The following is a 22542-nucleotide window of genomic DNA, read 5'->3' on the forward strand; positions in this document are numbered from 1 at the left end:
CCATTGTCGGCCAGCGGGTAGGCCGGCGCCCAACGGCCCGCTGGACGCCGGCAAACGACCATGATCCCGTCACGGCAGGCGCTTCCTTCCGCAGCGGCGACGCGTTCGCGTCAGCCCTGCGTCCGCCGCGCGGCGCGAGCCGCGAGCCTCGAGCCGCGCAGCGCGCCCGGCCCGAGGCAGGCGCGCGCGATCAGCTCGCGAAGGAGGCCTCGTAGAGATGGCGGAGATCGTCGCGCGAGCAGGGGCGCGGGTTGCTCGTGTGGCACGCGTCCTGGGCAGCGAGATCGGCCAGCGCGTCGAGCTTGTCGCGGGGAACGCCTGCCTTCTCGAGGCCGGCCGCGAGCCCGATCCGGGCGCGCAGGGCGCGGATGGCGTCGGCGCACGCGGCGGCGTCCTCGGGAGCGCCGAGCAGGGCCGCGACGCGCGCGAGGCGCGGCGCGGCCGCGGCGACGTTGAACTCGACGACCGGCGGGAGGCAGAGGGCGTTGGCGAGGCCGTGGTGCAGGCCGCACTCGCTCGAGAGCGGGTGCGCGAGCGAGTGGCACGCGCCGAGACCCTTCTGGAACGCGACGGCGCCCATCATCGCCGCCTTCATCATGCCGCCGCGCGCCTCGAGATCGTCGCCGTGCGTGACCGCCCGCGCGAGGTGCGCGGCGGCGAGGCGGATCCCCTCGAGCGCGATGCCGTCGGCCATCGGGTGATCGCCCTTCGCGACGTACGCCTCGATACAGTGGGTGAGCGCGTCGAAGCCCGTCGCCGCCGTGAGGAAGGCCGGCATCGACCGCGTCATCACCGGATCGAGCAGCGCGGCGTTCGCGAGCAGGTGCGGCGAGAAGATCACCGTCTTCCGGTGGTTCACGTCGAGCGTCACGACGCCCGAGCGGCCGACCTCGCTGCCGGTCCCGGCCGTCGTGGGGATCGCGAGCATCGGCGGGACGTTGGGCGTGATGAAGCGATCGCCGCCCGTGGCGTCGTCGTAGTCGACGAGCGGCCGATCGTGGTTCACGCCGAGGCGCACGAGCTTGCCGACGTCGAGCGGCGAGCCGCCCCCGAGGGCGACGACGAGATCGGCGCGGGCCGCGCGGAACGCGGCGACGCCGTCGTGCACGTTCTTCTCGATGGGGTTGCCGAGCACGTCGTCGAAGACGGCCACCTCGAGGCCCTCCTTCCGCAGCGACGCGGCGACGGGCTCGAGCAGCCCCGAGCGGATGACGCCCTTGTCCGTGACGACGAGCGCCCTCGCCGCGCCGAGCCGGCGCGCCTCGGCGCCTGTCTGCTCGACGACGCCGGCGCCGAAGAGGATGCGTGTGGGAAAGCTCCAAACCGTGAACTGGCTCATGATCACACCGCCTCGAAGTAACGCTTCAGCTCCCAATCCGTGACCGCGCGCTCGTACTGCCGCACTTCCCAATCGCGCGTCAGGACATAGTGTTCGACGAATCTCTCGCCGAGGATCTCGCGGGCCATCTTGCTGCCCGCGAGCATCCGGGTCGCGTCGGCGAGCGTACGGGGCAGCGACAGGCGCGAGGACTCAGCGGACGACGCGTCCCCGGCGGCCTGCGCCGGCGGCTCGACGCCGTTCTCGATGCCGTAGAGCCCCGCGCCGAGGCACGCGGCCATGGCGGTGTACGGGTTGATGTCCGCGGCCGTCTGGCGGTACTCGACGCGCGCGCCGGGCGTGCCGAGGCCGATGAGGCGGATCGCGGCCGTGCGGTTCTCGACGCCCCAGCTGGCGGTGAGCGGGGCCCAGACGCCGGGCACGTACCGCTTGTAGGCGTTGATCGTCGGCGAGTAGATCGCCGTGAGCTCGGGCATCAGGGCGATCTGGCCGCCGACGTAGTGGCGCAGCGCCGCCGGGAGCCGATCGGGCGACGACGCGTCCTCGAAGACATTGCGGCCGTCCTTCCAGAGGCTCTGGTGCAGGTGGCCGCTCGATCCGGGCAGCTCGGCGTTCCACTTCGCCATGAACGTGACCGACAGGCCGTGCTCGTGGGCGATCTGCTTCATGGCGACCTTGAAGAGCGCGGCCTTGTCCGCGGCGCGGAGCACGTCGTCGTAGCGGATCGCCGCCTCGTACACGCCCGGGCCGGTCTCGGTGTGCAGGCCCTCGATCTCCACGTCGAAGGCCTGCATCTGGTCGAGGATGGCGGCCATGAGCTTCTTGTTTTGCCCCTCGCGGACCCACGAGTAGCCGAACATGCCGGGGCTGAGCGGCGTCAGTCCGGCGAACCGCTTCTCGTGCAGCGAGCGCGGCGTCTCCTCGAAGAGGAAGAACTCGAACTCGCACGAGAACTTCGCCGAGAACCCCATCCGCTCACCCTTCGCGATGACGCTCCGGAGGAGCGAGCGCGGGCACGCGGGGTGCGGGCCGCCGCGCTCGTCGCGGAAGTCGGCGAGCATCGCGACGGTCCCCGGCTCCCACGGGATGTCGCGCAGCGTGCTCGGATCGAGGACGGCGTGCGCGTCCGGGTAGCCGGTGTGCCAGCCGGTCACCTTGGCGTTGTCGTAGAGGACGTCGGCGATGTCCCAGCCGAAGATGACGTCGCAGAAGCCAAAGCCGCTCTTGAGCGCGCTCTTCAGCTTCTCGATGGAGACGTACTTCCCGCGGAGGATGCCGTCGATGTCAAAGCCGCCGATCTTGGCGCGGGTGATGCCCCGCGCTTCCAGATCGGAGAGGAGCTTCTCGGAGGTCGAGGCGGTCATGGGCCGCGACGATAGCAGGGGAACGGGGCGGCATGGCAAGCGCCCGCGCGAGGCGCGCGACGACCGCATGGCGCCCCGCCGTCTCTGGATGCGCGCGTCCGGCGCGCGCTCACTTCACCCGGACGACCTGGATCGGATAGCGCTCCGCGAGCGGCACGAGCACGCGCTCGACGAGCTCGCGGACACGCGCGTAGCGCTGGTGGTTCGTCGCGGCCGGATTGCGCTTCGAGTCGACGACGCCGATGCGGATGTCCAGCGTGCGCGCGTCCTCGACGCCCCCTGTCACGAACGCGTCCGGGTGCACCTTGTCGAGCTCGACGTTGAGCTCCGCCGCCTCCGGTGCCGCGCCGATGAAGGTGACCTCCAGCGCCTCGCCCAGGCCGTTCAGCACGGCGTTCAGGTTCTCCACCGGGAACGGTTGGCGCGCGAGCCACGCGACGACGGCGCGACGCGCGCCGCGCAGCGCCACGCTGACGACGAGCGCGACCGAGATCGGCGCGAACACGAGGGCCCCGAGCCCGCGCGCGACCTCGGGGCCCGCGTCGCGGCCGAGCGCCCCGAGGAAGACGAGCAGGAAGACGCCGGAGGCGAGCGCCACGAGCGGAGGATCGGTGAGCACGCCCCACCGCGAGGTCGACGCGTTCATCAGCCGCGTGAAGCGCGCCGACACGCTCTGATCGGCGCGCTCGCCTGCGGCGGCGCTCCCATGCGTCAGATCAGGCATCTCCAGCATCTCCGAGCATGCGCCAGAAGAACAGCCCGACGCCGAAGAGGAGCAGCACGCCGGCGACCCAGAACGAGCGCACCGGGCCGAAGCTCAGCGCCTCGCCCGATTGCTTCATGATGAGGTCGGCCACCGTGACCACGCACGCGAACACGATGCAGACCACAGGCAGCGCGAGCTGCTGGAGGAGCGTCGGCCCGGTGAGCGGCTTCGGATCCGGCGGGCGCGGCCGCAGGTCTGCCGGCGGACGCGCCGTCGGCCGGTACCTGCTCGACGGCATGTCCGACAGCGAGCGCACCGCGGCCGGCGCGACCGACGTCGTGCGCGGCGCGACGCTGAGCGCCATCTCCAGCGGCGGCGTGCTCTCGATCATCCCGCCCCCGCGCGCCAGCATGCTCGGCGGGGCGCTCTCCATCCCGCCACCGCGCGGGAGCGCGCCCACGGGCGTCGCCTCCGCAAAGCCGCCGCGGCCTCGCGCGCTCGTCGGCACGCTCTCCGGGACGAGCGCGCCCATGCCTCTGCCCCGCGCGCTCTGCGGCGCCTCGGGGAGGTCCATCTCGAGACCGGCCGAATCCGAGGGCGGCGGCGGGCGCACGCTGCTCGCAGGGCCGTCCCGGCGCCCTCCCCTCGGCGAGCGCATCGAGGCCGGGGCCACGTCGAGATCGAGCTCGAGCGACCCGGCGTCGCTGGGCGTGTCGAGCCACACGTGCGCGGCGCGCTTGACCTGCGGGGCCGCGCGCATCGACGACGACGGAGGCGGGGGAATGGAGTACGCGTCGTCCTGCGCAGAGGTCCGCCCGAACGTGGGAGGGAGCCCCATCGCCGCCTCCAGCTCCGTCCAGAAGGCCTCGATGTCGCGCGTGCGATCGCGCGGGCTCACCGCGAGCGCGCGCTCGAACACCGCGTCGACCTCCGGCGGGATGTTGGCGCCCTCGGCGCGGGGCGTGGGCCGTCGCTTCACGTCGAGCGCCGTCCCCATCATCGCCTGCGCCTCGCCATCGATCACCTGCCGCCCTACGAGCGCCTCGACCATGGTGAGCGCGAGACCCCAGACGTCGGTCCAAGTTCCCGCCTGCCCGAACCGCTTCGGCGCCCACTGCTCCGGGGCGCCGTACGCTGGGGAGAACGCGTTCAGCGGGTCGCCGTTCGTCACCCGTCCGACCGCCTGCTCGGCCAGCGTCTTCGCCTGCGCGATGCCGTAGTCGAGGATCTTGAGGCGCTCCGTCCCCTCCTGCGTCGTGATGAAGATGTTCTCGGGCTTGAGGTCGCGGTGGATGATCGACACCGTGCCGTTCGGGCTCGGGAAGCGGTGCGCGCGCGCGATCGCCTGTGCGATGGGGCGCATCATCTTCATCAGCCTGTGGAGCGGGATCGGCGGCTCTCCCTTGAGCCTGCGTCGATCGATGACCTTGTCGAGCGACTCGCCCTCCAGCCACTCGAGCGCCAGGAAGGGGACGAACTCCCCTCGCTTCAGGTGCAGCACGTCGACGTGGAGCGGGCGGACGACCTCCGGGATCGAGGCCGAGAGCCGGAAGAGCAGCTGGGCCTCCTCGCGGAACTTCTCGAGGAAGAGCTGCCGCTCGCGCGGGGTCTTCGCCTCCGACACCTTCAGGCATTTCAAGGCGACAGGCGCGCGAAAGCCGGCGTGGAGCGCGCGGTACACCACGCCAAATCCTCCCTCCGCGACCACCTGCTCGACGTGGAAATTACCCGCCTGCGTGGTCCCGACGATGCCGAAGACGTCGTCCGCCATGCTCCCTGAGCCATAGCGCACGGGGCCGCTAGACCGAAGGGTGAAACCAAATTTTCCTGTTCGATCGTCCCAGGTCCACCGGGCGATCGGGAGGGGCCGGGGTGACCAGATGGACGTAGAGGACGGAGAAGGGAGCGAGGTCGACCGTTCAACGTGACCGCACTTGGCCGCAAGGCAGCCGCGCGGCCCGGGGGAGGCGCCGGCTCAGCTCCGGAGGTGCGAGGAGGCGTCGCGGTGAGCCCGGTCCTCCTCCTGGAGGATCGAGAACACCAGCCCGGCGCCGATGATCGGCAGGAGCCAGACGAGCTGCGCTTGCCAGACCTTCTGCTTGGGCTCGTAGACGCGGCTCCGGAAGACGCGCACGGTGACGTAGACCTGGAAAGCAAGGACCGCCGCGATCGCGGCGCCGACGAGGATATCGAAGAGCGTCATGGGTGGACCGCGGACCAGCCTAGCCACGAAGGGCCTCCCCGCAAGGCAGCGGCGTCCGCCGTCGCGCTTTCGTCCCCGGCGGGCACGGAGCCGACGCACCGGCGGGCGGGCAACCCCGATCGAGACCGTCTACGGCTGCGTCATGTCGGGCACGGCCTGGCGGTCCATGAGCCGGTCGAGCTCGAGGCTCCGCCACGGAGCTGAAGGAGAGCGCCATCGACGTCGATCGCCGCCTAGAGGCGACTTGCCGCATTCCAGCTCGCTCCGACCGCCTCCCGACGGCGCTCGAGAGTAAGGCACCTTACTTCGACTCGCCACCCGGAGGCGCCGAGCCTCATTCCAACTGGCGCCGATCACCTCCGGTGGCCCTTCCTGCCTCGCCTGCGACCCGCGGCCTGCTCCTTCTGACCTTCTGACCTTGTCCAGACAAGGGGCCAAGTTGCCGGACCCGATACCGTCATGATCTCGGGGAAGGATGGGATACCGATCGATCTCGTCTGCTTCACGGTGATGTCGCCGACCACCGGACCTCGGGGGAGTATGGGCCAGCGACGGAGTTCGTGAAAGCGACACACACCCGGCTCCACGTGCCGAAAGAGCGGTGCTTCCTGGCGCCAGGGAACCACGATATCGACTGTCTTGCAGGCGCGAGGCCAGCTCGACGAGGCGCTCGATGCCCGCAAACACCGGTCTTCGGGATGGAAGCGGCTAGCGAGCCCAGCTGAGCCGCGGGATGCGCCATGAGGTGTCCGGCGTGCCTCGGCTCCCGCCCCGGATCGACCCGTCGAGCCATGCCGGGCTGGTTCAGCGCGACAGCTGTACGTACAGTGCGCGCGTGCCTCAACCCCAGCCCCGGCGCCGCCCGCACCGAACCTCGATGCTGGACATTCCCGGCCTCCGGCGCGGCCGCGCTCTGCTCGCCGGCGCCGCGGCGTGGATCGCGGCGGCGTGCTCCACGCCGTCGTCGGGGGTCGACGGCGGTGACCTGCTCGGCGTCTTCGAGCAGGACGCCGGCGCAGCTGCGGCCGACGGCGGGCAGCCGCGGCCGTCGGCGGCCCGGCAGGATGCAGGCGCCCACGCGACGGGTCCGGCCAGCGCGGCCGCGCCGCCGACGAAGGCGCCCGAGGCGAGGCCGCCCAGCGAAGGGAGCTGCGTCGCCGAGCAGGGACGCGCCGGACGAGAGCTCCGCAAGACGCTCGGCAGACCGCCCTGCCGCGGCGCCCAGGTGCTGGAGACACGGGACGCCGAGGGGTCGCCCCGCTACGCCTGCGTGATCGCGCCGAGCGGCGTGGAGACGCGCGCGCCGCTGCCGCTCATCGTCTTCTTCCACGCCGACGGCGACAACCCGACGAGCGTCGATAAGGAGACGGGCCTGCGCAAGCTCGGCGCCACGTGGAACCTGACCGGCGACCCCGCCCACGCAGGCTTCATCGTGCTCGCGCCCCAGGGCCGCGCCTTCAAGACGCCGAGCCAGGCCGAGCGCGAGCGCGGCACGAAGATGTACACGGCGACCGCGCCGTTCGACGTCGAGTTCACCGGCGACGGCAACGTCGACGTCGCGACCGTCGACGCCTTCATCGACCAGCTGCTCGAGAAGAAGCTCGTCGATCGGCGGCGCATCTACGCGCTCGGCGGCTCCTACGGCGGCCACATGGCGGCGACGTACGCCATGATGCGCGCGGACCGCGTCGCGGCGTTCGCCACCTTCGGCAGCGACGCGCCGCCCGCCGAGTGGGCGTGCCCCGGCCCTCCCCCGCCCGCGATGGCGGTCTATCGCGCGTGCGACGACATGTTCCCCTGCGAGGGGGTCGAGCGCTGGCTGCGCGCGCGGGACGCGCTCTCCGCGCACACCTCGTTCCTGCGCCTCGACGAGGCCGGCAGGGACGAGCCCCACTGCGCGCTCCGGAACCGCTGCTCCGCCAAGAAGGGCGCCATCAACCACGCCCGCTGGCCGAAGTCGCGCGAGACCGACCTGCTCCGCTTCTTCGCAGGGCACGTCCTGGCGCTCGGCGCGGACGCCGCCGCAACCGAGACCGCGGAGCGCCCGCGGACGCAGACCGACACCAACGCGCGCTGACCGACGCCGGCCGACGCACCCGGACGCAGATCAACACAAGCGCGCGCTGACCTACGCGCACGGACGCTGCTCGACATCAGAGGACGTAGATCAACGCAAACGCGCGCTGACGGACGCTGACGCCGCAAGCGCACGCCCGCACTGCTCGTCCCACGTGTGCGCCGGGCTTCGCCGCACGTTGACACTGCAACGTTGCGGTGCGGCGTTGAGCGGACCCGGCGTGTTGTCGTAGTGTTCGTCCCCGATGTCTGCTCAGGTCCAGCCCCTGCTCACCCCCTTGCCGGCCGGCATGTCCATCCCCGCCGGCACGCTCCGCGCCGAGATGGAGTCGCGCCGCGCAACCGGTCGCCGCTTCAACGTCCGTGAGGCCATCGGCCTCGCCGTGCCGCTCTGCACCCAGCTGCACGAGCTACACGCGCAGGGGCGGACCATGTTCGTGCACCCCTCGTGCCTCGGTCACGGCGCGAACGGCACGATCCAGCTGATCGAGGAGCTCGCCCACACCCCTCCTCTCCTGCCGCGCGACCGCGCCTGCCTGGCGCCCGAGGAGCGCAAGGGCAACGAAGGCGACGCGCGCGCGAGCGTCTTCGCGATCGGGGCCATCCTCTACGAGATGCTCACGAACAGCAGCGTCGGCCCCGGGATGCGGCGTCCGGCGGACGTGATCGCGGACCTGCCGCCCGCGCTGGAAACGGTGCTCGGCAAGTCGCTCGTGGCCGATCCGAAGCACCGCCCGGCGGATCTCGCCGCCCTCGCGCAGGCGCTCTATCAGATCGTCCCGAGCGCATCGGAGCAGCCCCCGAGCGCCGACACGTCCCACCTCGATGCCGACGGCGAGTTCGAGGTCGACGTCAACCTCTCGATGATGCCGCCGACCGGGCACCAGGAGGAAGCACGCGTCCCGTCGGCGCCGTCTGTGCCGAGGATCCAGGCGGTCTCCGGGGACGGACCGTTCGCGGTCGCCATCCCGGTCAACCAGCCGCAGCGCCTGCACGGCAACGATCCGACCCGCAAGCTCGCGGATCTCAAGGCCGCGCTCGAGTCCGATCCGCGACCGCGGTACGTCGTCATCAAGGACGGCATGGACCATGGGCCGTTCTCGTCCGTCGAGCTGCTCCAGCAGATCGCGTCCGGCTCCTTCACAGGTGATCAGGTGCTGCGCGACACGTTCTCCGCCGAGGAGCGCGCGATCCAGGACTGGGAGGAGTTCGCCCCGTTCGCCGAGCAGGCGAAGCTGAACCGGGACATCGTGCAGGAGAAGCGCGCGCTCGACGCCGTCGTGTCGGCCGAGAAGCAGGGCACGCAGTACAAGGCGCTGCTCGGCCTCGCCCTGATGGGCGTCATCCTCGCCGCGGGCGCTGGCTGGTGGTACCGCGAACGCAGCCACAAGGAGCAGGAGCTCGCGGTGCAGGGCGCCACCGACCGCGTCGCGATCGAGGTCGACGCCGGCCTCGGCAGCGGCAAGACGGGGCGCGCCGGGGGCGGGGCGCGGCCGAGCGGCGGCGGCAGCTACCCGACGCTCGGCGGTGGCCTGAGCTGTGAGGCGGCGCAGGCGCGCTATGTCGAGGAGTACAAGATGGGCAACAACGGCCCGGCCGATCTCACGGCGGGCGCCTACGGCAACGTGCTGAACCGCGGCACGTACCTGAATGCGTGCAACGTGCCGTCGAGCATGGAGGTGAACGTCTGCGCCGCGGTACAGAACGGCCGCGCCGTGGGCGTCACCGTCACCACGAGCCCGTCGAACCCGGGCGTCGCTTCGTGCATCTCCGGGCAGATCCGCGGGATGTCGTTCCCGTCCCACCCGCGGCTCGACGTCGCCCGGACGACGTTCAAGTAAAAGGAGGCCGGCGCGCCCTCCCCGCCGAGCAACCAGGCCGGCGCGCCCCTCCCCGGCGACCGTGTCCACGCGACCGATGATCCAGATCGAGCAGCTGACGAAGAGCTTCGGGGGCATGCCGGTCCTCCGGGGCGTCGACCTCGACGTGCCTGCTGGCTGCCTCTACGGGCTCATCGGGCCCGGCGCCTCGGGCAAGAGCGTGCTGCTCAAGATGATCACCGGGCTCCTGCGGCCGGATCGCGGGCGCGTGCTCGTCGATGGGAAGGACGTCCACGCGCTCAGCGAGCTCGAGCTCCAGACGTTCCGTCTCAAGTTCGGGATGCTGTTCCAGAACAACGCGCTGTTCGACTACATGACCGTCGGGGAGAACATCGCGTTCCCGCTGCGCCGTCTCTACGATCTCAGCGAGGACGAGATCGAGGAGCGGGTCGCGGAGCGGCTCCGCGCGGTGTCTCTCGCGGGCTTCGAGGAACGGACGCCGGCGGGGCTGTCCGGCGGCCAGAAGAAGCGCGTGGGCGTCGCCCGAGCAACGATCGCGCGCGGCGAGATCGTCCTCTACGACGAGCCTGCGGCCGGCCTCGACCCGGTCACGTCGCAGCGCATCTTCGACCTGCTCCGCGCCGAGCAGAGGGCGATGAACGCGACCGTGGTGATGGTCTCGAGCGATCTCGACCGGCTTCTCACGGTCACCGACCGGGTGGGGATGCTCTACCGCGGACGGCTCATCTTCGACGGCACCACCGCAGAAGCGAAGGCGAGCGACGACCCGCGCGTGAGGCAATTCGTCCACGGGCTGACCGAAGGGCCGCTGTAGAGCAGCGCCCGCGCCGCGCAAGGCGCCCCTGGAACAAGAAAGAACGACGCCGAGAGGACACCGAGAAATCTCTGCTCTCGATGTCTCTGGCGTTCTTTCGGTTCGTCTCCGCCTCTCCGCCTTTGCGCTTCTCGGTCCACTTGCGGTCTTCTCCGCTGTTCAGCTCAACCCGTCCCACCCTCCGCCGGCGAGACCGGGCCGTCGCTGGTGAAGTGGAACCACTGTGTCGGGTGAGCCCGGACGAAGCGCTCCAGGGCGCCCATCATCTCGGCCGCGGCCGCGTCCCGCTCCTCCTCGGTGGCCCGGCGAGCGAGCCGGATCGGCGGCGCCACGACCGCCTCGTAGTCGAGGAAGCCCAGGCGGTGCGTGAACACGGGCAAGATCGGCGCGCCGCTCATCGCGGCGAGCGCGATCGGCCCCTCGGGCGCTCGCCAGCGGTCGCCGAGGAAGGTGACCTCCCGGCTGCGCATCCCGGGCGGCACGCGATCGATCTGCATCGCAACCGCGCCGCCTCGCTGCAGGTGCTTGAGGAGCGGCAGGGCGTCCAGCGGCCCATCGCCGACGTGTACCACCTGGACACCAGCGCGCTGCCGCGCCGCATCCTGGATCGCTCGCGCCTCGGCGTCCCGTTCCCGCTGCATCGCCAGCATCACGCCCGCCGGATGCACCACGCCAAGGATCTGGCCGGCGATGTCCCAGCCCCCGGTGTGCGCGGTGACGATGATGACCCCCCGGCCTGCTGCAGCGCACGCGTGGTAGTGCTCGACGCCCCGGGAGCGCCGCACCACCGTGTACCCGCGATCGCTCGCGAGCAGCAGCGCCTCGGTGATGCAGCTTCCATAGGCGGCGAACACCGCGCTGCTGTCGAGCAGGTCGACGAGGCGCGACCGCGGCCCCCGGACGCGGCGGAGGTTCTGCTCGATGCGCCGGCGCAGCTCGGGGAGCACGGCCGCGAAGAACACGCCGAAGACCGGAGGGCTATGGCGCACCCACGGCTCCGGCCCGCGCGTGACACCCGCGATGAGGGCGCGGCGCCAGAAGGCCGAGTCATGTCGTAGACCGGAGAAGAGCGCTCCGCGCGGGCGAGGCATGAGGCAGCCTATCTACCGCAAACATAACGGCCGAGGGAGAGGCATCGAGCGCGCGCCCCGCGCCGCCGTGGCGAAGCCTCCCGAGGGCTCGTCACGAGACGCGCGGGCTCCGAGAGCGCATACGCCCCCACCGAGGCATAACGCCCCACTCGGACGAAACGACGCTCCAGGGCCATCGTCCCGACGTCGATTTCTCTCCTGCGCTCGTCCAAGGCGATCTGCGAGGAGCCCAGTCCAGCATCAGAGGAATCGAATCGCCGTCGCCAGGCGAATCCTTACCGAGAAAACAGGTTCATGGAGCTCAAAGTAGTCTGTTACAAGCCCCTTTGATAAGGGGGGCCTTCGACATGAATATCCTGCTCGTCGATGACCAGAACGTCGTCCGGGAAGCGCTGGCGTATGCGCTGACGTCGCAGCCGGGGGTGAGCGAGGTCGTTCAGGCTGGAAGCGGGCAGGAGGCGCTCCGAGCGCAGGAGATCCACCGCTGTCAGGTGGCGGTGATCGAGCTCGGCCTCGCTGATCGCAGCGGCGTCGACCTCATCCGGGAGCTCAAGGGCATCGCGGAGCTCCGCGTCATCGTGCTCTCGATGCACCGCGACGAGTTCCGGGTAGCCGAGGCGATGCGGGCTGGCGCCGATGGATATCTGTCGAAGCAGAGCCGGCTCGCCGATCTCGTGGAGGCGCTGAGCACCGTCGTCCGGGGGCGCACCGCCGTATCGCCGGACGTGAGCGCCGCGATGGTGCGCGCGCTACAGCGGCGCGACGCCGCTGCCAGAGGCGACATGGTGGCCGCGCTGAGCGACCGGGAGCGGCAGGTGCTCCGACTGCTCGCGATGGGTCGCTCGGCCAAGGAGGTCGCCGCCCAGCTCTCGATCAGCGTGAAGACGGTCGAGACGCACCGGGCGCGCCTCTGCGCGAAGGTGGCGACGCACAGCGTCGCCGACCTGACCCGCCTGGCGGTGCGAGCGGGCCTCGTCGAGGCCTAGGTGGCGCCGCCGCGCGAGAGCGCCTGGCGAGCTCTGGAAGCTCGCTCGCCGCCCTCACCGCGCGCGGCGTGCAGCGCAGCGCTGGCTCACGCCGCCGCGGTGGAAGCCCGCGGAGCAGCCCGGAGCGCCGGCAGCGTCTTTCCGATGAGGGCCGAGCCGATGGCGAACCCGGAGAGCGTGAGTCGCATGTGAAGCACGTCCAGCATGCCCTGGCGGTGGAGCAGGGTCAGCGTGCCGCGGATATCCCGGCGGCGAACGCGCAGCTTCTCGACCAGCGAATCGAGTGTCTCGGAGCGTCCTTCGCGTTGAGCCATGGCCAGAGCCTGCAGGAGAGTTGCGGCTAAAATTTTCTTGTCCATGAGAGCACCCTAAAAAGGGTTCCCTTGAGGTGCCCAGTTTTCGGCGACGATTTTTGTGCGAAATCGCTCGCAGCTTGGACGATGGGCGCTCCGTACTCTGCTCATCCTGCGCCTGATACCTACCTCCCCGTATCGAGGGTTCGTCAGCGGTGGTATCCGGGCTGCCGCCAGCAGAGGCGCGCCGCGTCACGTCGAAAAAATGCCCACGATGGGTGCGAGGACACCCGGTTGGGCGACCATTCGGCCAATCCATTCCCTCGGATGGCCCGGTGCGTCAGCGGGGCCCCGCAGAGCGCAATGGATGCGCGCTGAGCCTGGAGCGGGGTGCAGACTCGTGGGATACGGGCTCAGCCGCTAGGTAGGCGAGTGAGGCGTACGAAAGTACGCCGCAGCGAGCCGAACGACGTGGATGAGCCCGTAGCGCACGAAGATGTGCCCCGCGCTAAGGAGCCGTGTAGGTCGCGCTCAGCTGATATGTGCTGGCCGCGTAGCCGTCCACCCTGAGGAAGGCCTGCGTCTGCCCCGCCGGGACCGTCAGATTGCAGGTCTCCGCGGCGCCGTCCAGATACGGACGGCAGTCGTACGAGGTCAGGGTCGGCGCGGCGCCGAACCTCACGTAGAGATCAGGGTCGCCGGTGCCGGTCATCACAAGCCGGAAGCTCGTGCCAGGAACCACGGAGAGAGGCCCGTGCGACGCCGATGCGCCCGTCGCGAGGCTGCCGCTGAAGGTGGCCGACGTGGCCGTGCCGCCCCCGCTGCTGGTGCCGCTCGGTCGGGTATAGGTCACCGCCACGTTGCAGGTGGCCGCGGTGTACCCTCTGACCTTGACGTACGCCTTGGTTTGCCCTGTCGGCACGGTCAACGTGCAAGTCTCGGATGCCCCGGAGAGGTACGGGCGGCAGCTGTACGAGGCCGTCGTCGGCGCCGATCCGAACTTCACGTAGAGGTCGGGATCGCCGGTGCCGGTCATCACCACAGTGAGGCCCGTCCCCGGCGTGACAGCGAAACCGGCGCTCGATCCGATGTCCACGAACGCACCTGCGTTGACGCTGCTGCTGAAGTTCTCGGTCACCGTCGTGCTGCCGCCGCTGCCGCCGCTGCCGCCACCAGCGCCGCCGCTGCCGCCACCAGCGCCGCCGCTACCGCCACCAGCACCGCCGCTACCGCCGCCGCCAGGCGGGCCGTAGAGCGCCTGGGCGCCCTGGATGTCTCTCGCGGTCAGCACAAAGTTCCAGTCGCCGGTGCCGTTACACTGGGGATAGTGCATGACGGAATCCGAGTCATAGGTGGTCAGCGCGCGCCACGCGTTGTCCTCGAAGCAGACGCCCGCCTCGGGGCGCGTGTGCTCGTGCCGGAAGCCGAGCGTGTGGCCAAGCTCGTGTCGCAGGGCTGCCTCGAGCGCGACGCCAGATACCTCGAGCTCGCTGAAGTCGATCAGCACGTTCCGCACCGATCGCGCATCGTTGGGGAAGAACGCCCGCGCGATGTACAGGCCGCCGGAGTTCGTCGGTCTCACGTCGAAGACGACGTTGCTGTTGCCAGCAGTGCAGCTCGCGTCCTGAGCGCTCTGGTAGATGTAATCGACATCCGCGGCGCTCTCCCAGGAAGCCGTGGCGGCAGCCATGGCCGCCACGACCGAAGCGTGGCGCGCGCCGAAGGTCGTGCTCACGCAGTAGGTGATGCTCTTCTTCTGGGCCGCCGACCAGACCACATCGCTGCCGCCGCTGCGTTGCACGATGAGGGCGCCATCGCGTACGTACGTCTCCCAGAACTCCCGGAGATGCTTGATGTCGGCGACGGGCGTGTCCCCATCGACCATGTAGACACCAGAGTCAGGCTCACGGAACGCGGCCCTCTCGAACGCCTCGAAGCTTTCCTGGCTACTGCCGACGTCCTCGACCAGCTCGTCCTCGAGATCCGACACGCAGGCCGTAAGGGCGAATACACCAGCGGTCATTACGCCAAGCTTGAAGCTGGCCGAGCCGCAGACACGCGATCTACGCGATCTCACAGAGCGCATTGAGAGCTCCTTCCGCTCGAAAAAATGATTCTTTGTTCCAGCGAAGAGTCGTTCGGCCGACCGGGAGGATATATAACCTGATCTGCGCGGGGCAGGATCACCAAATCGTCATGAATCAATAAAAATGACGACGATACTCAAGCGCTGCAGCCATCCAGTGCACCCGGCAACATTTCGTCCGTAAGGTAATTTTTCAATTTCACAGAAACCGGCTACCTCGACGGTGCCGGCTGGCGATTGCGCTCGATGGTGTCCGACCAGCAAGGCCCACCGCGCAGGGCCGTCGGCGAGCGCCCTGGCGCTCCCAGACAGGCCCGGAAGCGCATTCGCGGGCGTTTTTTACAGCTTGCCCCTGACGTAGGCTCGCTGGATCGTCAGCTTGGGAGGACCGGCGGAGATCTCGAACGCTTCCGGACGGCCGTCCGGAGCGAGGCTGCCCACGAGGCGCATGGTCTTCAGAGAGACCGTGACAGCGCCCGAGGCGTCGCGGAGGTACTGGACGTCGACGGGCTTCGTCGGATCGACGCTGGGCATGTACTCCTGCTGCTTCAGATCGAAGGAACCCTTCTTCTTGAGGAGCCGGGCGAGCGCCGAGGCGGTGGCGACGGGCGAGGCGAGCCACGCCTTGGCCGCCGGCGTGAACGTCCCTTGCACCTTCTTGCCCTCGACCTCTCCCGAGTACGCGTACTCGAAGTTCTTCTTCTGGGACAGCTCGATATGGTGGTTTGCCTTGCCTCCCGACGTCTCGATCCAGACGCCCTCCTTGATCTGCCCCTGGGGATCGATGAGCACGTTCGACGCCTCATCCTCGATGTGCAGAGATTTGGGGTCACGCGGCAGGAAGGTGGCCGAGCGGGAGAGCCATCGCCGCTGGCCGCCTTCGTCCTTGAGCAGATCGCTCGTCTCGAAGCCGATAGGGACCTTGTCGAGGCGCAGGATCACGGTGTCTGTGTACTCGGGCTTCGTCGCGGCGCTCTTCGACTCGAACGAGTCGAAGAGCCCCTTGGCGAGCCGCTCGAACGTGCGGACATACCCGACCTCGTCATGCAGGCAGGCGATGGGGCGCGCCCTGTCCGCGTGCAGCGCGATCTTGAGCAGGCCGGCCGCCTTCCCGCCGGCGGTCGGGACGAGGTAGAGGGCCTGCACGAACACCGCGGGGCTCTCCCGGTGCACGCTGACCTCCCAGGGAACGATGCGAGCGACCTCCACCTTCGCAGGGTCGAGCAGCTCGATGAAGTTCCTTATCACCTCGCCCGAGTCGAGCATCGTATTGTAAACAAAGCACTCGACATGGGTGTCCGTGCCGAGGGGGATGGAGATCGCGACGAGCTTCTCCTTCGGCTCGATCTTCGCCTCCCCTGCCCCGAACACGCGCGCTGACCAGTCCCCGGCGCGGAGCTCCCGGGCGGGCAGCTCGCCGGCCTCGCGGGCGAGCGCCTCCTCGATGTCGAAAGGCTCCTTCGCCGCAGGCGCGGGCGCGGGGCCCGGCGCAGGGCTCTCCGCGGGCGCCGCGCCGCTGGTACCGCCGCAGCCAGCGAGGAGCGCCAGCGAGAGCGCGACCAGGCCCGCGCCGCGCGCGCAGGCCGGAGAGCGGCCGCACGCGCGGCGAGGCCATGATGTCATGTTCGGTGAGCAGAGCTGGCCCCCATCGAGACGGGCCCCCTGGATCGCAAGCGCCATGTGAATCTCCTGCAATGTCGTCACCCCCGGCCGCCCGGATGCCTCGTCGTCGGGCCGGGCGCTGAAGGTGATGATGCAGTGCAACGAGAGCGGCAGCGGCATCGTGTTGTCAAGACGCGACGCGCCAGCGCCGCAGCCCTTCGACGCCCCGCCTGGAGGCTGCCGTCACAAGACCGTCAAGGTGGCCCCTCGACCATCGAGACTTAGCAATGTCATCGCAAAACAACAGCCACACGAGAACCAAATGGATCCGCCTGAGTGGACAGAGCGCAAGGGCGCCATCGGAGATGCCGGACGCTCGATCCTGAGCAGCGGCGGCCGCGCAGGCGAATCCTGAAAGGGCCACAATGACCCTTGTATTGCGCAAGGATGACAGTCATCTCGCAGCTTCGTTCGATCAGAGGGAGAGACAGAAGACGATCCGGACGACCAGAGGGAGAGACAGAAGGCGATCCGGACGACCGGCCGCGTCCAGTGAGCCTGTCACGGCGGAGCCCGCGGACTGGGGCGACCAGACACGGCGGAGCGCACAGTGAGGCAATTTGCCACAGCGCGCCCTCGATGAGGACAAGCCTGGCGACCCGGTGGCCATCAATTGTCCGGCCTCGACGCATCGGCAGATTCGTCCGAGCTCCCCGGCCTGGCACCCGCGTTGCAGCATGGCCCCGGCGTCGCCGGCACCGCCGGCCTGATGTGGCCAAGCAGCAGCAGGTAGCCACGGTCGTCGAGTGGCGTTCACGAGGCAATCCATCCGAGGAGTGATTCATGGGACAGATCAGCGAGAGCAAGCGAGGCTTCGCGGCGATGAACGCGGAGCAGCAGCGCCAGATCGCGAGTCAGGGCGGAAAGGCCGCTCATGAGAAGGGCACGGCCCACGAGTTCACGTCCGAGGAGGCGCGCGCAGCGGGGCGCAAGGGCGGCGAGGCTGTCAGTCAGAACCGCGAGCACATGGCCGAGATCGGGCGCAAGGGCGCCGAGGCGCGGAGTCAGGCGACGAACGGCGAGGGCCGGAGCCGGAAGGGCCGCGGCGGAAGCCTTGAGCAACATGTGAAGGCGGACGAGCACACCCAACAGGGCTGAACCGTCCCGGCGCGCCGCTCGGGATCTCCCGAGGGCGCGACGAACACGAAGAGCCGCCGAGGAACCACGAAAGGTATCCCCCTTTCACGGTTGCTCGGCGGTCCTTCTTTGGCGCTGTCGACACGCGCGACGCCGCAGCGCTCCCTCCGCCGCGCCCGCCGTGCGGGGTCGACAGCGGATGATGGCTGGAACGCAGACGAAAGGACCCTGAATCCCTGGTTCGAAGAGGGCCATTCCAGCCCCTGACCGATGGCTACTCCGAGCCGTCGTCGATCCCCAGGCCGTCATCGAACATCGCCGGGTCGTCGTCATCGAGGTCGCTCTCGTCCGACGAGCCGCCGTCCGCCGCTTGCGCGCCGCCCTCGGTCGCGCCGGCGGGCGACATCCGCCATCCACCGATCGGAGGGCCGGAGGGCCACGAGCGGAGCCCGGGCGGCGGCCTGAAGCCGTCGACCTCGTCCTCCGGCGCATTGAGGCCCGCCGCCGCCGCGCGGCGAGCCCAGTCGGGCGCGTTCGCGGGCGGCACGTGCCGCGGCCGCCACCCGCCCCCCTCGGGCGCGATGGCCCGCTTGAGGTAGCCGTGCGCTCCGGAGGTGAAGCCCACGTCCGAAAGCGCGCGCGAGAGGGGGGAGCTGTGCGCAGGCTCGCCGTCGATCGTGGCCACGAGCACGGCGCGCCGCCGCCCCTCGTCGACGAGCGCACCGAGCGCCGACGCGATGGCCCGGATCGCGTCGCCGCGCTCCGGCTCGGCCTCCGGCAGGAACGTCGTGAGGCTCCGCTCGGTGCGGCCCATCCAGGCGAGCAGCCGGCCGTCGTGCAGGATCACCAGGGCGCCCGCGGCCCGTTGCGGCCGGACCGGGCCGCGGACGGCGCCTTCGGGGCCGCCGTTGACGGGCGCGGGGAGCTCGGGCCAGCGGACGGCGGCGCCCCAGGGGCTCGCCGGATCTGTGGCGGCGAGGACGAGCGTCCGCGGATCGTCGGATGGCTCGCGGGAGGCTCGGAGGCGATCGTCGGCGCCGGGGACCGCGAACTGCGCGGCGCCCAGCCCAGCGACGAAATAGCCGCGCCGCGCCTGGCCTGCCTCCTCCATGGCGCGGAGTACGTCGTAGACAGCGGAGAAGCCGCCAGCGAGCCCCTCGACCGCCGCCGCCTCACGCGTGAGCACCCCGTGGCGCTCGAGCAGCGCGCGGGCGAGCGCCGCGCGTCGCTCGGTCTCGCCAGGCGCGCCGGACGACGCGCCACCAGCAGCGCCGGACGCGCCGGGAAACGACAGCAGCGACCAGCGCCCTTCGCTCCCCGGCGGGCCGATCCGGCGCGCCCGCAGCGCCGCGAGGCCGCGGCCGGACGCAGCGCGATCGCGGTCGCGGTCGCGCCGCCGGCCGCTCGATCCGGACGCGCGGCCGAGGGCGCGCAGCGGGGCGAGCGTGTCGTTCGTGACCTCGCCGGCCCACACGAGATCCCAGAGCGCGGCGAGCAGGTCCGCGCCGAAGGCGCCCGTCTCGCGCGACAGGTCGGAGAAGAAGAGCGCGCCACGGCGCGCGAGCGCGGCGCGGATGCCCTCGGCGAGCGCCCCCTCGGCGCGGCCAGGCGGCGGGACGAGGTACGGAAAGGCCTCGGCGAGGTAGAGCGCGACGCGGCCATCGCCGTCGCCGACCGGCTCGACGCCGCGCCAGAGGACCTCGCCGGCCGCGCAGAGCGCGTCGAGATCGCCGGGCCGGTAGCCCTCGACGCGGGCGGGCAGGATCTCGGACTCCAGGGCGGAGGCCGAGAGGGGCGCGCCCTGGAGCTGCTCGAGCGCCGCGAGCAAGCCGTCGAGGCCGCGCCTGCGGCGGTGCAGGCCATGCCAGTCGGCGAGGAAGCGGGCGTAGGCTTCCGGCGGGACCGGCTCGACCTCGGCGCGCAGCCGGGCCAGCGAGCGGCGCTTCAGCGAGCGCAACACCTCGGCGTCGCAGAACTCCTGGCCGCGGCCGCCGGGGAGGAACTCGCCCTCGACCACGCGGCCTCGCTCGGCGAGGCGCGCGAGCGCGGCCAGCACCGGCGCAGGGCCGAGGCCGAAGCGCCGGGCCACGTCGTCGGCGCGGAAGGGGCCGTGCGTGCGCGCGTAGCGGGCGACGAGCTCGCCAAGCGGATCGGCGACGGGCTCGAGGAACGCGATCGGGAGGCCAAGCGGCGGCACCACGCCGAGGGCGTCACGCAGCCGGCCCGCGTCCTCGGCGGCGGCGATGCGGCGCTCGCCGCCGATCTGAACCTCGATGGCGCGCCGATCCCGGACGAGCTCGTCGATCCATGCGGCGGCGCGCTCACGCGCCGCGTCGGGCGGGGCGTCGTGAGCGACCGCGCGCCGGGCGATCTCGTCGCGCGTGAGGTCGCCGAGCGAGAGCAGGAGATCGTGCGCCTGGTCCTCGTGCTTGAGCGGCGCTCGGCCGTCGAGGCGCTGGAGCGACGCCTCGAGGGCCAGCACGGCGTCCGCGTCGAACAGCTCTCGCAGCTCGGCCTCGCCGAGCAGCTCGCGCAGGCGGCTGTGATCGATGGTGAGCACCTGCGCCCTTCGCTCGGCGAGCGGCAGATCGCCCTCGTAGATGAAGTTGCCGGCGTAGGTGAAGAGCAGCGTGGCCGCGAACGGAGAGGGCGCGCGGACGTCGACCGTGACGACGCGGACCTTGCGGGCGGCGATCTGCCGGAGGAGATCCTCGAGCGCCGTGAGGTCGAAGACGTCGCGCAGGCACTCGCGGTACGTCTCGAGCAGGATGGGGAACGAGCCGTAGCGCGACGCGACGGCGAGCAGGTCGGCGGCGCGCTTGCGCTGGGCCCAGAGCGGCGAGCGCTTGCCGGGGAACTTGCGCGGCAGGAGCAGCGCCCGGCCCGCGCACTCACGGAAGCGCGAGGCGAAGAGGGCGGTGTCGCCGAGGCCGCGGACGAGCAGATCCTCCACCTGGTCGGCCTGCGGCAGGAGCTGCTTCGCGTCGGGGGGCGACTCCGACTCGGGCAGCCGCAGGACGATGCCGTCGTCGGTCCACACGGTGTCGACGGCGAGGCCGAGCTCGAGGCGGCACCGCTCGGCGATGCAGGTCGCGAGCGGCGCGTGGACGCGACCGCCGAACGGCGAGAGGAGGCAGATGCGGTGGTCGCCGACCTCGTCGATGAACCGCTCGAGCACGAGGATGCGGTCGCTCGGGACCTCGCCGGTGGCCGCGGCCTGGTCGCGCACGTACCGGACGAGGTTCGAGGCCGCGCGCTCGTCGAGGCCATGCTCCTCCGCGAGCGCGCGCTCGGCCTCGCCGTCGGGCAGCGCGGCGAGGCGCCGCGCGAGGGCGCCGATGGAGGCGCCCAGCTCGGCGTTGCGCCCGGCCTGGTCGCCGCGCCAGAACGGCATCTTGCCCGGCTCGCCCGGGGCGGGGACGACGAGGACGCGGTCGTGGGTGATGTCGGTGATGCGCCACGAGGAGGCGCCGAGGAGGAAGACCTCGCCCTCGCGGGCCTCGAAGACCATCTCCTCGTCGAGCTCGCCCACGCGCCGGCCGGGGCGCGCGGCGTCGCCGCCGGTGTCCAGGAAGACGCCGTAGAGGCCGCGGTCGGGGATGGTGCCGGCGTTGACGACGGCGAGGCGCTTCGCGCCCTTCCTGGCGCGCACGGCGCCGCCCACCCGGTCCCAGACGATGCGGGGCCAGAGCTCGGCGAACTCGTCGGAGGGGTAGCGGCCGGAGAGCATGTCGAGCACGCCCTCGAAGCTCGCGCGGGGTAGCTCGGCGAAGGGCGCCGCCCGGCGCACCAGCGAGAAGAGCGCGTCGACGTGGAGGGTGTCCATCGAGGCGATGGCGACGATCTGCTGGGCGAGGACGTCGAGCGGGTTCCTCGGGTACAGGGTCGCCTCGACCTTGCCTTCGCGCATGCGGGACGCGGCCGCGGCGCACGCGAGCAGATCGCCGCGGTGCTTCGGGAAGACGACGCCGCGCGACGTGCCGGAGACCTCGTGCCCTGCGCGCCCGACGCGCTGGAGCCCGGCGGCGACCGAGGGCGGCGCCTCGAGCTGGATCACGAGGTCGACAGAGCCGAGATCGAGGCCGAGCTCCAGCGACGAGGTCGCGACGATGCACGGCAGGAGGCCCGCCTTGAGCCGCTCCTCGATCTGCTGCCGCTGCTCGCGGGCGATCGATCCGTGGTGCGCGAGCGCGATCTCGGCGCCGGCGGTGTCGTTGAGCGCCGCGGCGAGGCGCTCGGCGAGGCGCCGGCTGTTCACGAAGATCATCGTGGTGCGGTGGGCGCGGACGAGCTCGACGAGGCGCGGGTGGATGCTGGGCCAGATCGAGCGCTGCGCCGGCTCGGCGGGCCCTCTCGGGCCTTCGCCTGCGCGGGCGGCCTCGCCGAGCTTGGTCATGTCCTCGACGGGCACCTCGATGCGGAGCTCCAGGGCCTTGGGGGCGCTCGCGTCGACGAGGGTCACCGGCCGCGGCGCGAAGCGTCCGCCGGCGCCGTCGGTCTCGCCGCCGCCGAGCAGCCGCGCGACCTCGTCGAGCGGCCGCTGCGTGGCGGACAGGCCGATGCGCTGCATCGGCCGCGGCGCGGATCGGAGCGCCTCGAGCCGCTCGAGGGACAGGGCCAGGTGCGCCCCGCGCTTCGTCGCGACGAGCGCGTGGATCTCGTCGATGATGACGGTCTCGACGGCGCGCAGCCGGTCGCGCGCGGCGGCGGTGAGCAGCAGGTAGAGCGACTCCGGGGTGGTGATGAGGATGTCCGGCGGCTTCTTGGCGAGCCGCGCGCGGTCCTCGGGCGCGGTATCGCCGGAGCGCACGCCGACCTGGGGGACGCGGTAGGGCAGGCCAAGGCGCTCGGCGGCGGCCGCGATGCCGGCGAGCGGCGCGCGCAGGTTGCGCTCGACATCGATCGCGAGGGCCTTGAGGGGCGATACGTAGACGACGCGGCAGCGCTCGGCGGCCTCGGGCTCGGGCGACGCCATGAGCCGGTCGATGGCCGCAAGGAAGGCGG

15 protein-coding genes (1 of these 15 running past the window's edge) are annotated in these 22542 nt (G+C 71.1%); 5 read left to right on the top strand and 10 right to left on the bottom strand.

From position 1 onward, the window contains the following. Nucleotides 1-190: 190 nt before the first annotated feature. The 5 genes from WME79_RS22260 to WME79_RS22280 form a co-directional block, all read right to left on the bottom strand. Nucleotides 191-1345 carry an iron-containing alcohol dehydrogenase gene (locus WME79_RS22260; RefSeq protein WP_437538726.1) on the bottom strand — a complete coding sequence of 385 codons (1155 nt, stop codon included), beginning with the start codon at nt 1343-1345 and terminating at the stop codon, nt 191-193. Continuing rightward, nucleotides 1342-2703 carry a glutamine synthetase family protein gene (locus WME79_RS22265; protein ID WP_437538728.1) on the bottom strand — a complete coding sequence of 454 codons (1362 nt, stop codon included), beginning with the start codon at nt 2701-2703 and terminating at the stop codon, nt 1342-1344. The genes WME79_RS22260 and WME79_RS22265 overlap by 4 nt, the downstream gene beginning before the upstream one ends. Nucleotides 2704-2812: 109 nt before the next feature. Then, complete coding sequence (locus WME79_RS22270) at nt 2813-3427, bottom strand: hypothetical protein (RefSeq protein WP_437538730.1); 615 nt, start codon at nt 3425-3427, stop codon at nt 2813-2815. Beyond that, complete coding sequence (locus tag WME79_RS22275; RefSeq protein ID WP_437538731.1) at nt 3420-5180, bottom strand: serine/threonine protein kinase; 1761 nt, start codon at nt 5178-5180, stop codon at nt 3420-3422. The genes WME79_RS22270 and WME79_RS22275 overlap by 8 nt, the downstream gene beginning before the upstream one ends. A gap of 204 nt (nt 5181-5384) precedes the next feature. After that, nucleotides 5385-5639: a hypothetical protein gene (locus WME79_RS22280; RefSeq protein WP_437538733.1), complete on the bottom strand. Its 255-nt coding sequence runs from the start codon at nt 5637-5639 to the stop codon at nt 5385-5387. A gap of 850 nt (nt 5640-6489) precedes the next feature. Here WME79_RS22280 and WME79_RS22285 point away from each other — a divergent pair. The 3 genes from WME79_RS22285 (at nt 6490) to WME79_RS22295 (ending at nt 10343) form a co-directional block, all read left to right on the top strand. After that, on the top strand, nt 6490-7689 hold the full coding sequence (locus WME79_RS22285; protein ID WP_437538735.1) for an alpha/beta fold hydrolase: 1200 nt from the start codon (nt 6490-6492) through the stop codon (nt 7687-7689). A 244-nt stretch (nt 7690-7933) separates the two neighbouring features. Continuing rightward, a complete protein-coding gene (locus WME79_RS22290; protein ID WP_437538737.1) occupies nt 7934-9529 on the top strand; it encodes a hypothetical protein in 1596 nt (531 codons plus the stop codon). A 76-nt stretch (nt 9530-9605) separates the two neighbouring features. Next, nucleotides 9606-10343 (top strand): ABC transporter ATP-binding protein, encoded by a 738-nt coding sequence (locus tag WME79_RS22295; protein ID WP_437282857.1) that lies wholly within the window; start codon nt 9606-9608, stop codon nt 10341-10343. A gap of 164 nt (nt 10344-10507) precedes the next feature. Here WME79_RS22295 and WME79_RS22300 read toward each other — a convergent pair whose 3' ends face one another. Next, nucleotides 10508-11434 carry a lysophospholipid acyltransferase family protein gene (locus tag WME79_RS22300; protein ID WP_437538739.1) on the bottom strand — a complete coding sequence of 309 codons (927 nt, stop codon included), beginning with the start codon at nt 11432-11434 and terminating at the stop codon, nt 10508-10510. A 347-nt stretch (nt 11435-11781) separates the two neighbouring features. Between WME79_RS22300 and WME79_RS22305 the strand changes: the two genes are divergently transcribed. Next, nucleotides 11782-12420, top strand: a complete 639-nt coding sequence (locus tag WME79_RS22305; protein ID WP_437538740.1) for a response regulator — start codon at nt 11782-11784, stop codon at nt 12418-12420. An 86-nt stretch (nt 12421-12506) separates the two neighbouring features. Here the strand turns inward: WME79_RS22305 and WME79_RS22310 are convergent, their stop codons facing one another. The 3 genes from WME79_RS22310 to WME79_RS22320 form a co-directional block, all read right to left on the bottom strand. Further along, nucleotides 12507-12779, bottom strand: coding sequence for a hypothetical protein (locus tag WME79_RS22310; protein ID WP_012236596.1), 273 nt, complete (start codon nt 12777-12779; stop codon nt 12507-12509). A 442-nt stretch (nt 12780-13221) separates the two neighbouring features. Next, nucleotides 13222-14736: a pre-peptidase C-terminal domain-containing protein gene (locus tag WME79_RS22315; RefSeq protein ID WP_437538743.1), complete on the bottom strand. Its 1515-nt coding sequence runs from the start codon at nt 14734-14736 to the stop codon at nt 13222-13224. Between the two features lie 402 nt (nt 14737-15138). Continuing rightward, nucleotides 15139-16479, bottom strand: a complete 1341-nt coding sequence (locus WME79_RS22320; protein ID WP_437538744.1) for a hypothetical protein — start codon at nt 16477-16479, stop codon at nt 15139-15141. A 765-nt stretch (nt 16480-17244) separates the two neighbouring features. Between WME79_RS22320 and WME79_RS22325 the strand changes: the two genes are divergently transcribed. After that, on the top strand, nt 17245-17559 hold the full coding sequence (locus tag WME79_RS22325; RefSeq protein ID WP_437538746.1) for a KGG domain-containing protein: 315 nt from the start codon (nt 17245-17247) through the stop codon (nt 17557-17559). Nucleotides 17560-17812: 253 nt separating this feature from the next. On the opposite strand, the gene WME79_RS22330 is transcribed toward WME79_RS22325, so the two are convergent. Next, nucleotides 17813-22542: the 3' portion of an Lhr family helicase gene (locus WME79_RS22330; RefSeq protein WP_437538748.1), read on the bottom strand. Its footprint extends 178 nt past the window's final position; 4730 of the gene's 4908 nt are visible here — the last part of the coding sequence; its start codon lies off the right edge, out of view — the gene reads right to left on this strand; the stop codon is at nt 17813-17815.

It is taken from the genome of Sorangium sp. So ce726 (assembly GCF_051521405.1).
Classification (GTDB): domain Bacteria; phylum Myxococcota_A; class Polyangia; order Polyangiales; family Polyangiaceae; genus Sorangium.

Coding starts and splice junctions, on each gene's coding strand:
- WME79_RS22300 (WP_437538739.1), bottom strand. CDS start 11,434: ATGCCTCGCCCGCGCGGAGCGCTCTTCTCCGGTCTACGACATGACTCG.
- WME79_RS22295 (WP_437282857.1), top strand. CDS start 9,606: ATGATCCAGATCGAGCAGCTGACGAAGAGCTTCGGGGGCATGCCGGTC.
- WME79_RS22270 (WP_437538730.1), bottom strand. CDS start 3,427: ATGCCTGATCTGACGCATGGGAGCGCCGCCGCAGGCGAGCGCGCCGAT.
- WME79_RS22265 (WP_437538728.1), bottom strand. CDS start 2,703: ATGACCGCCTCGACCTCCGAGAAGCTCCTCTCCGATCTGGAAGCGCGG.
- WME79_RS22275 (WP_437538731.1), bottom strand. CDS start 5,180: ATGGCGGACGACGTCTTCGGCATCGTCGGGACCACGCAGGCGGGTAAT.
- WME79_RS22310 (WP_012236596.1), bottom strand. CDS start 12,779: ATGGACAAGAAAATTTTAGCCGCAACTCTCCTGCAGGCTCTGGCCATG.
- WME79_RS22305 (WP_437538740.1), top strand. CDS start 11,782: ATGAATATCCTGCTCGTCGATGACCAGAACGTCGTCCGGGAAGCGCTG.
- WME79_RS22285 (WP_437538735.1), top strand. CDS start 6,490: ATGCTGGACATTCCCGGCCTCCGGCGCGGCCGCGCTCTGCTCGCCGGC.
- WME79_RS22315 (WP_437538743.1), bottom strand. CDS start 14,736: ATGACCGCTGGTGTATTCGCCCTTACGGCCTGCGTGTCGGATCTCGAG.
- WME79_RS22325 (WP_437538746.1), top strand. CDS start 17,245: ATGGGACAGATCAGCGAGAGCAAGCGAGGCTTCGCGGCGATGAACGCG.
- WME79_RS22320 (WP_437538744.1), bottom strand. CDS start 16,479: ATGGCGCTTGCGATCCAGGGGGCCCGTCTCGATGGGGGCCAGCTCTGC.
- WME79_RS22290 (WP_437538737.1), top strand. CDS start 7,934: ATGTCTGCTCAGGTCCAGCCCCTGCTCACCCCCTTGCCGGCCGGCATG.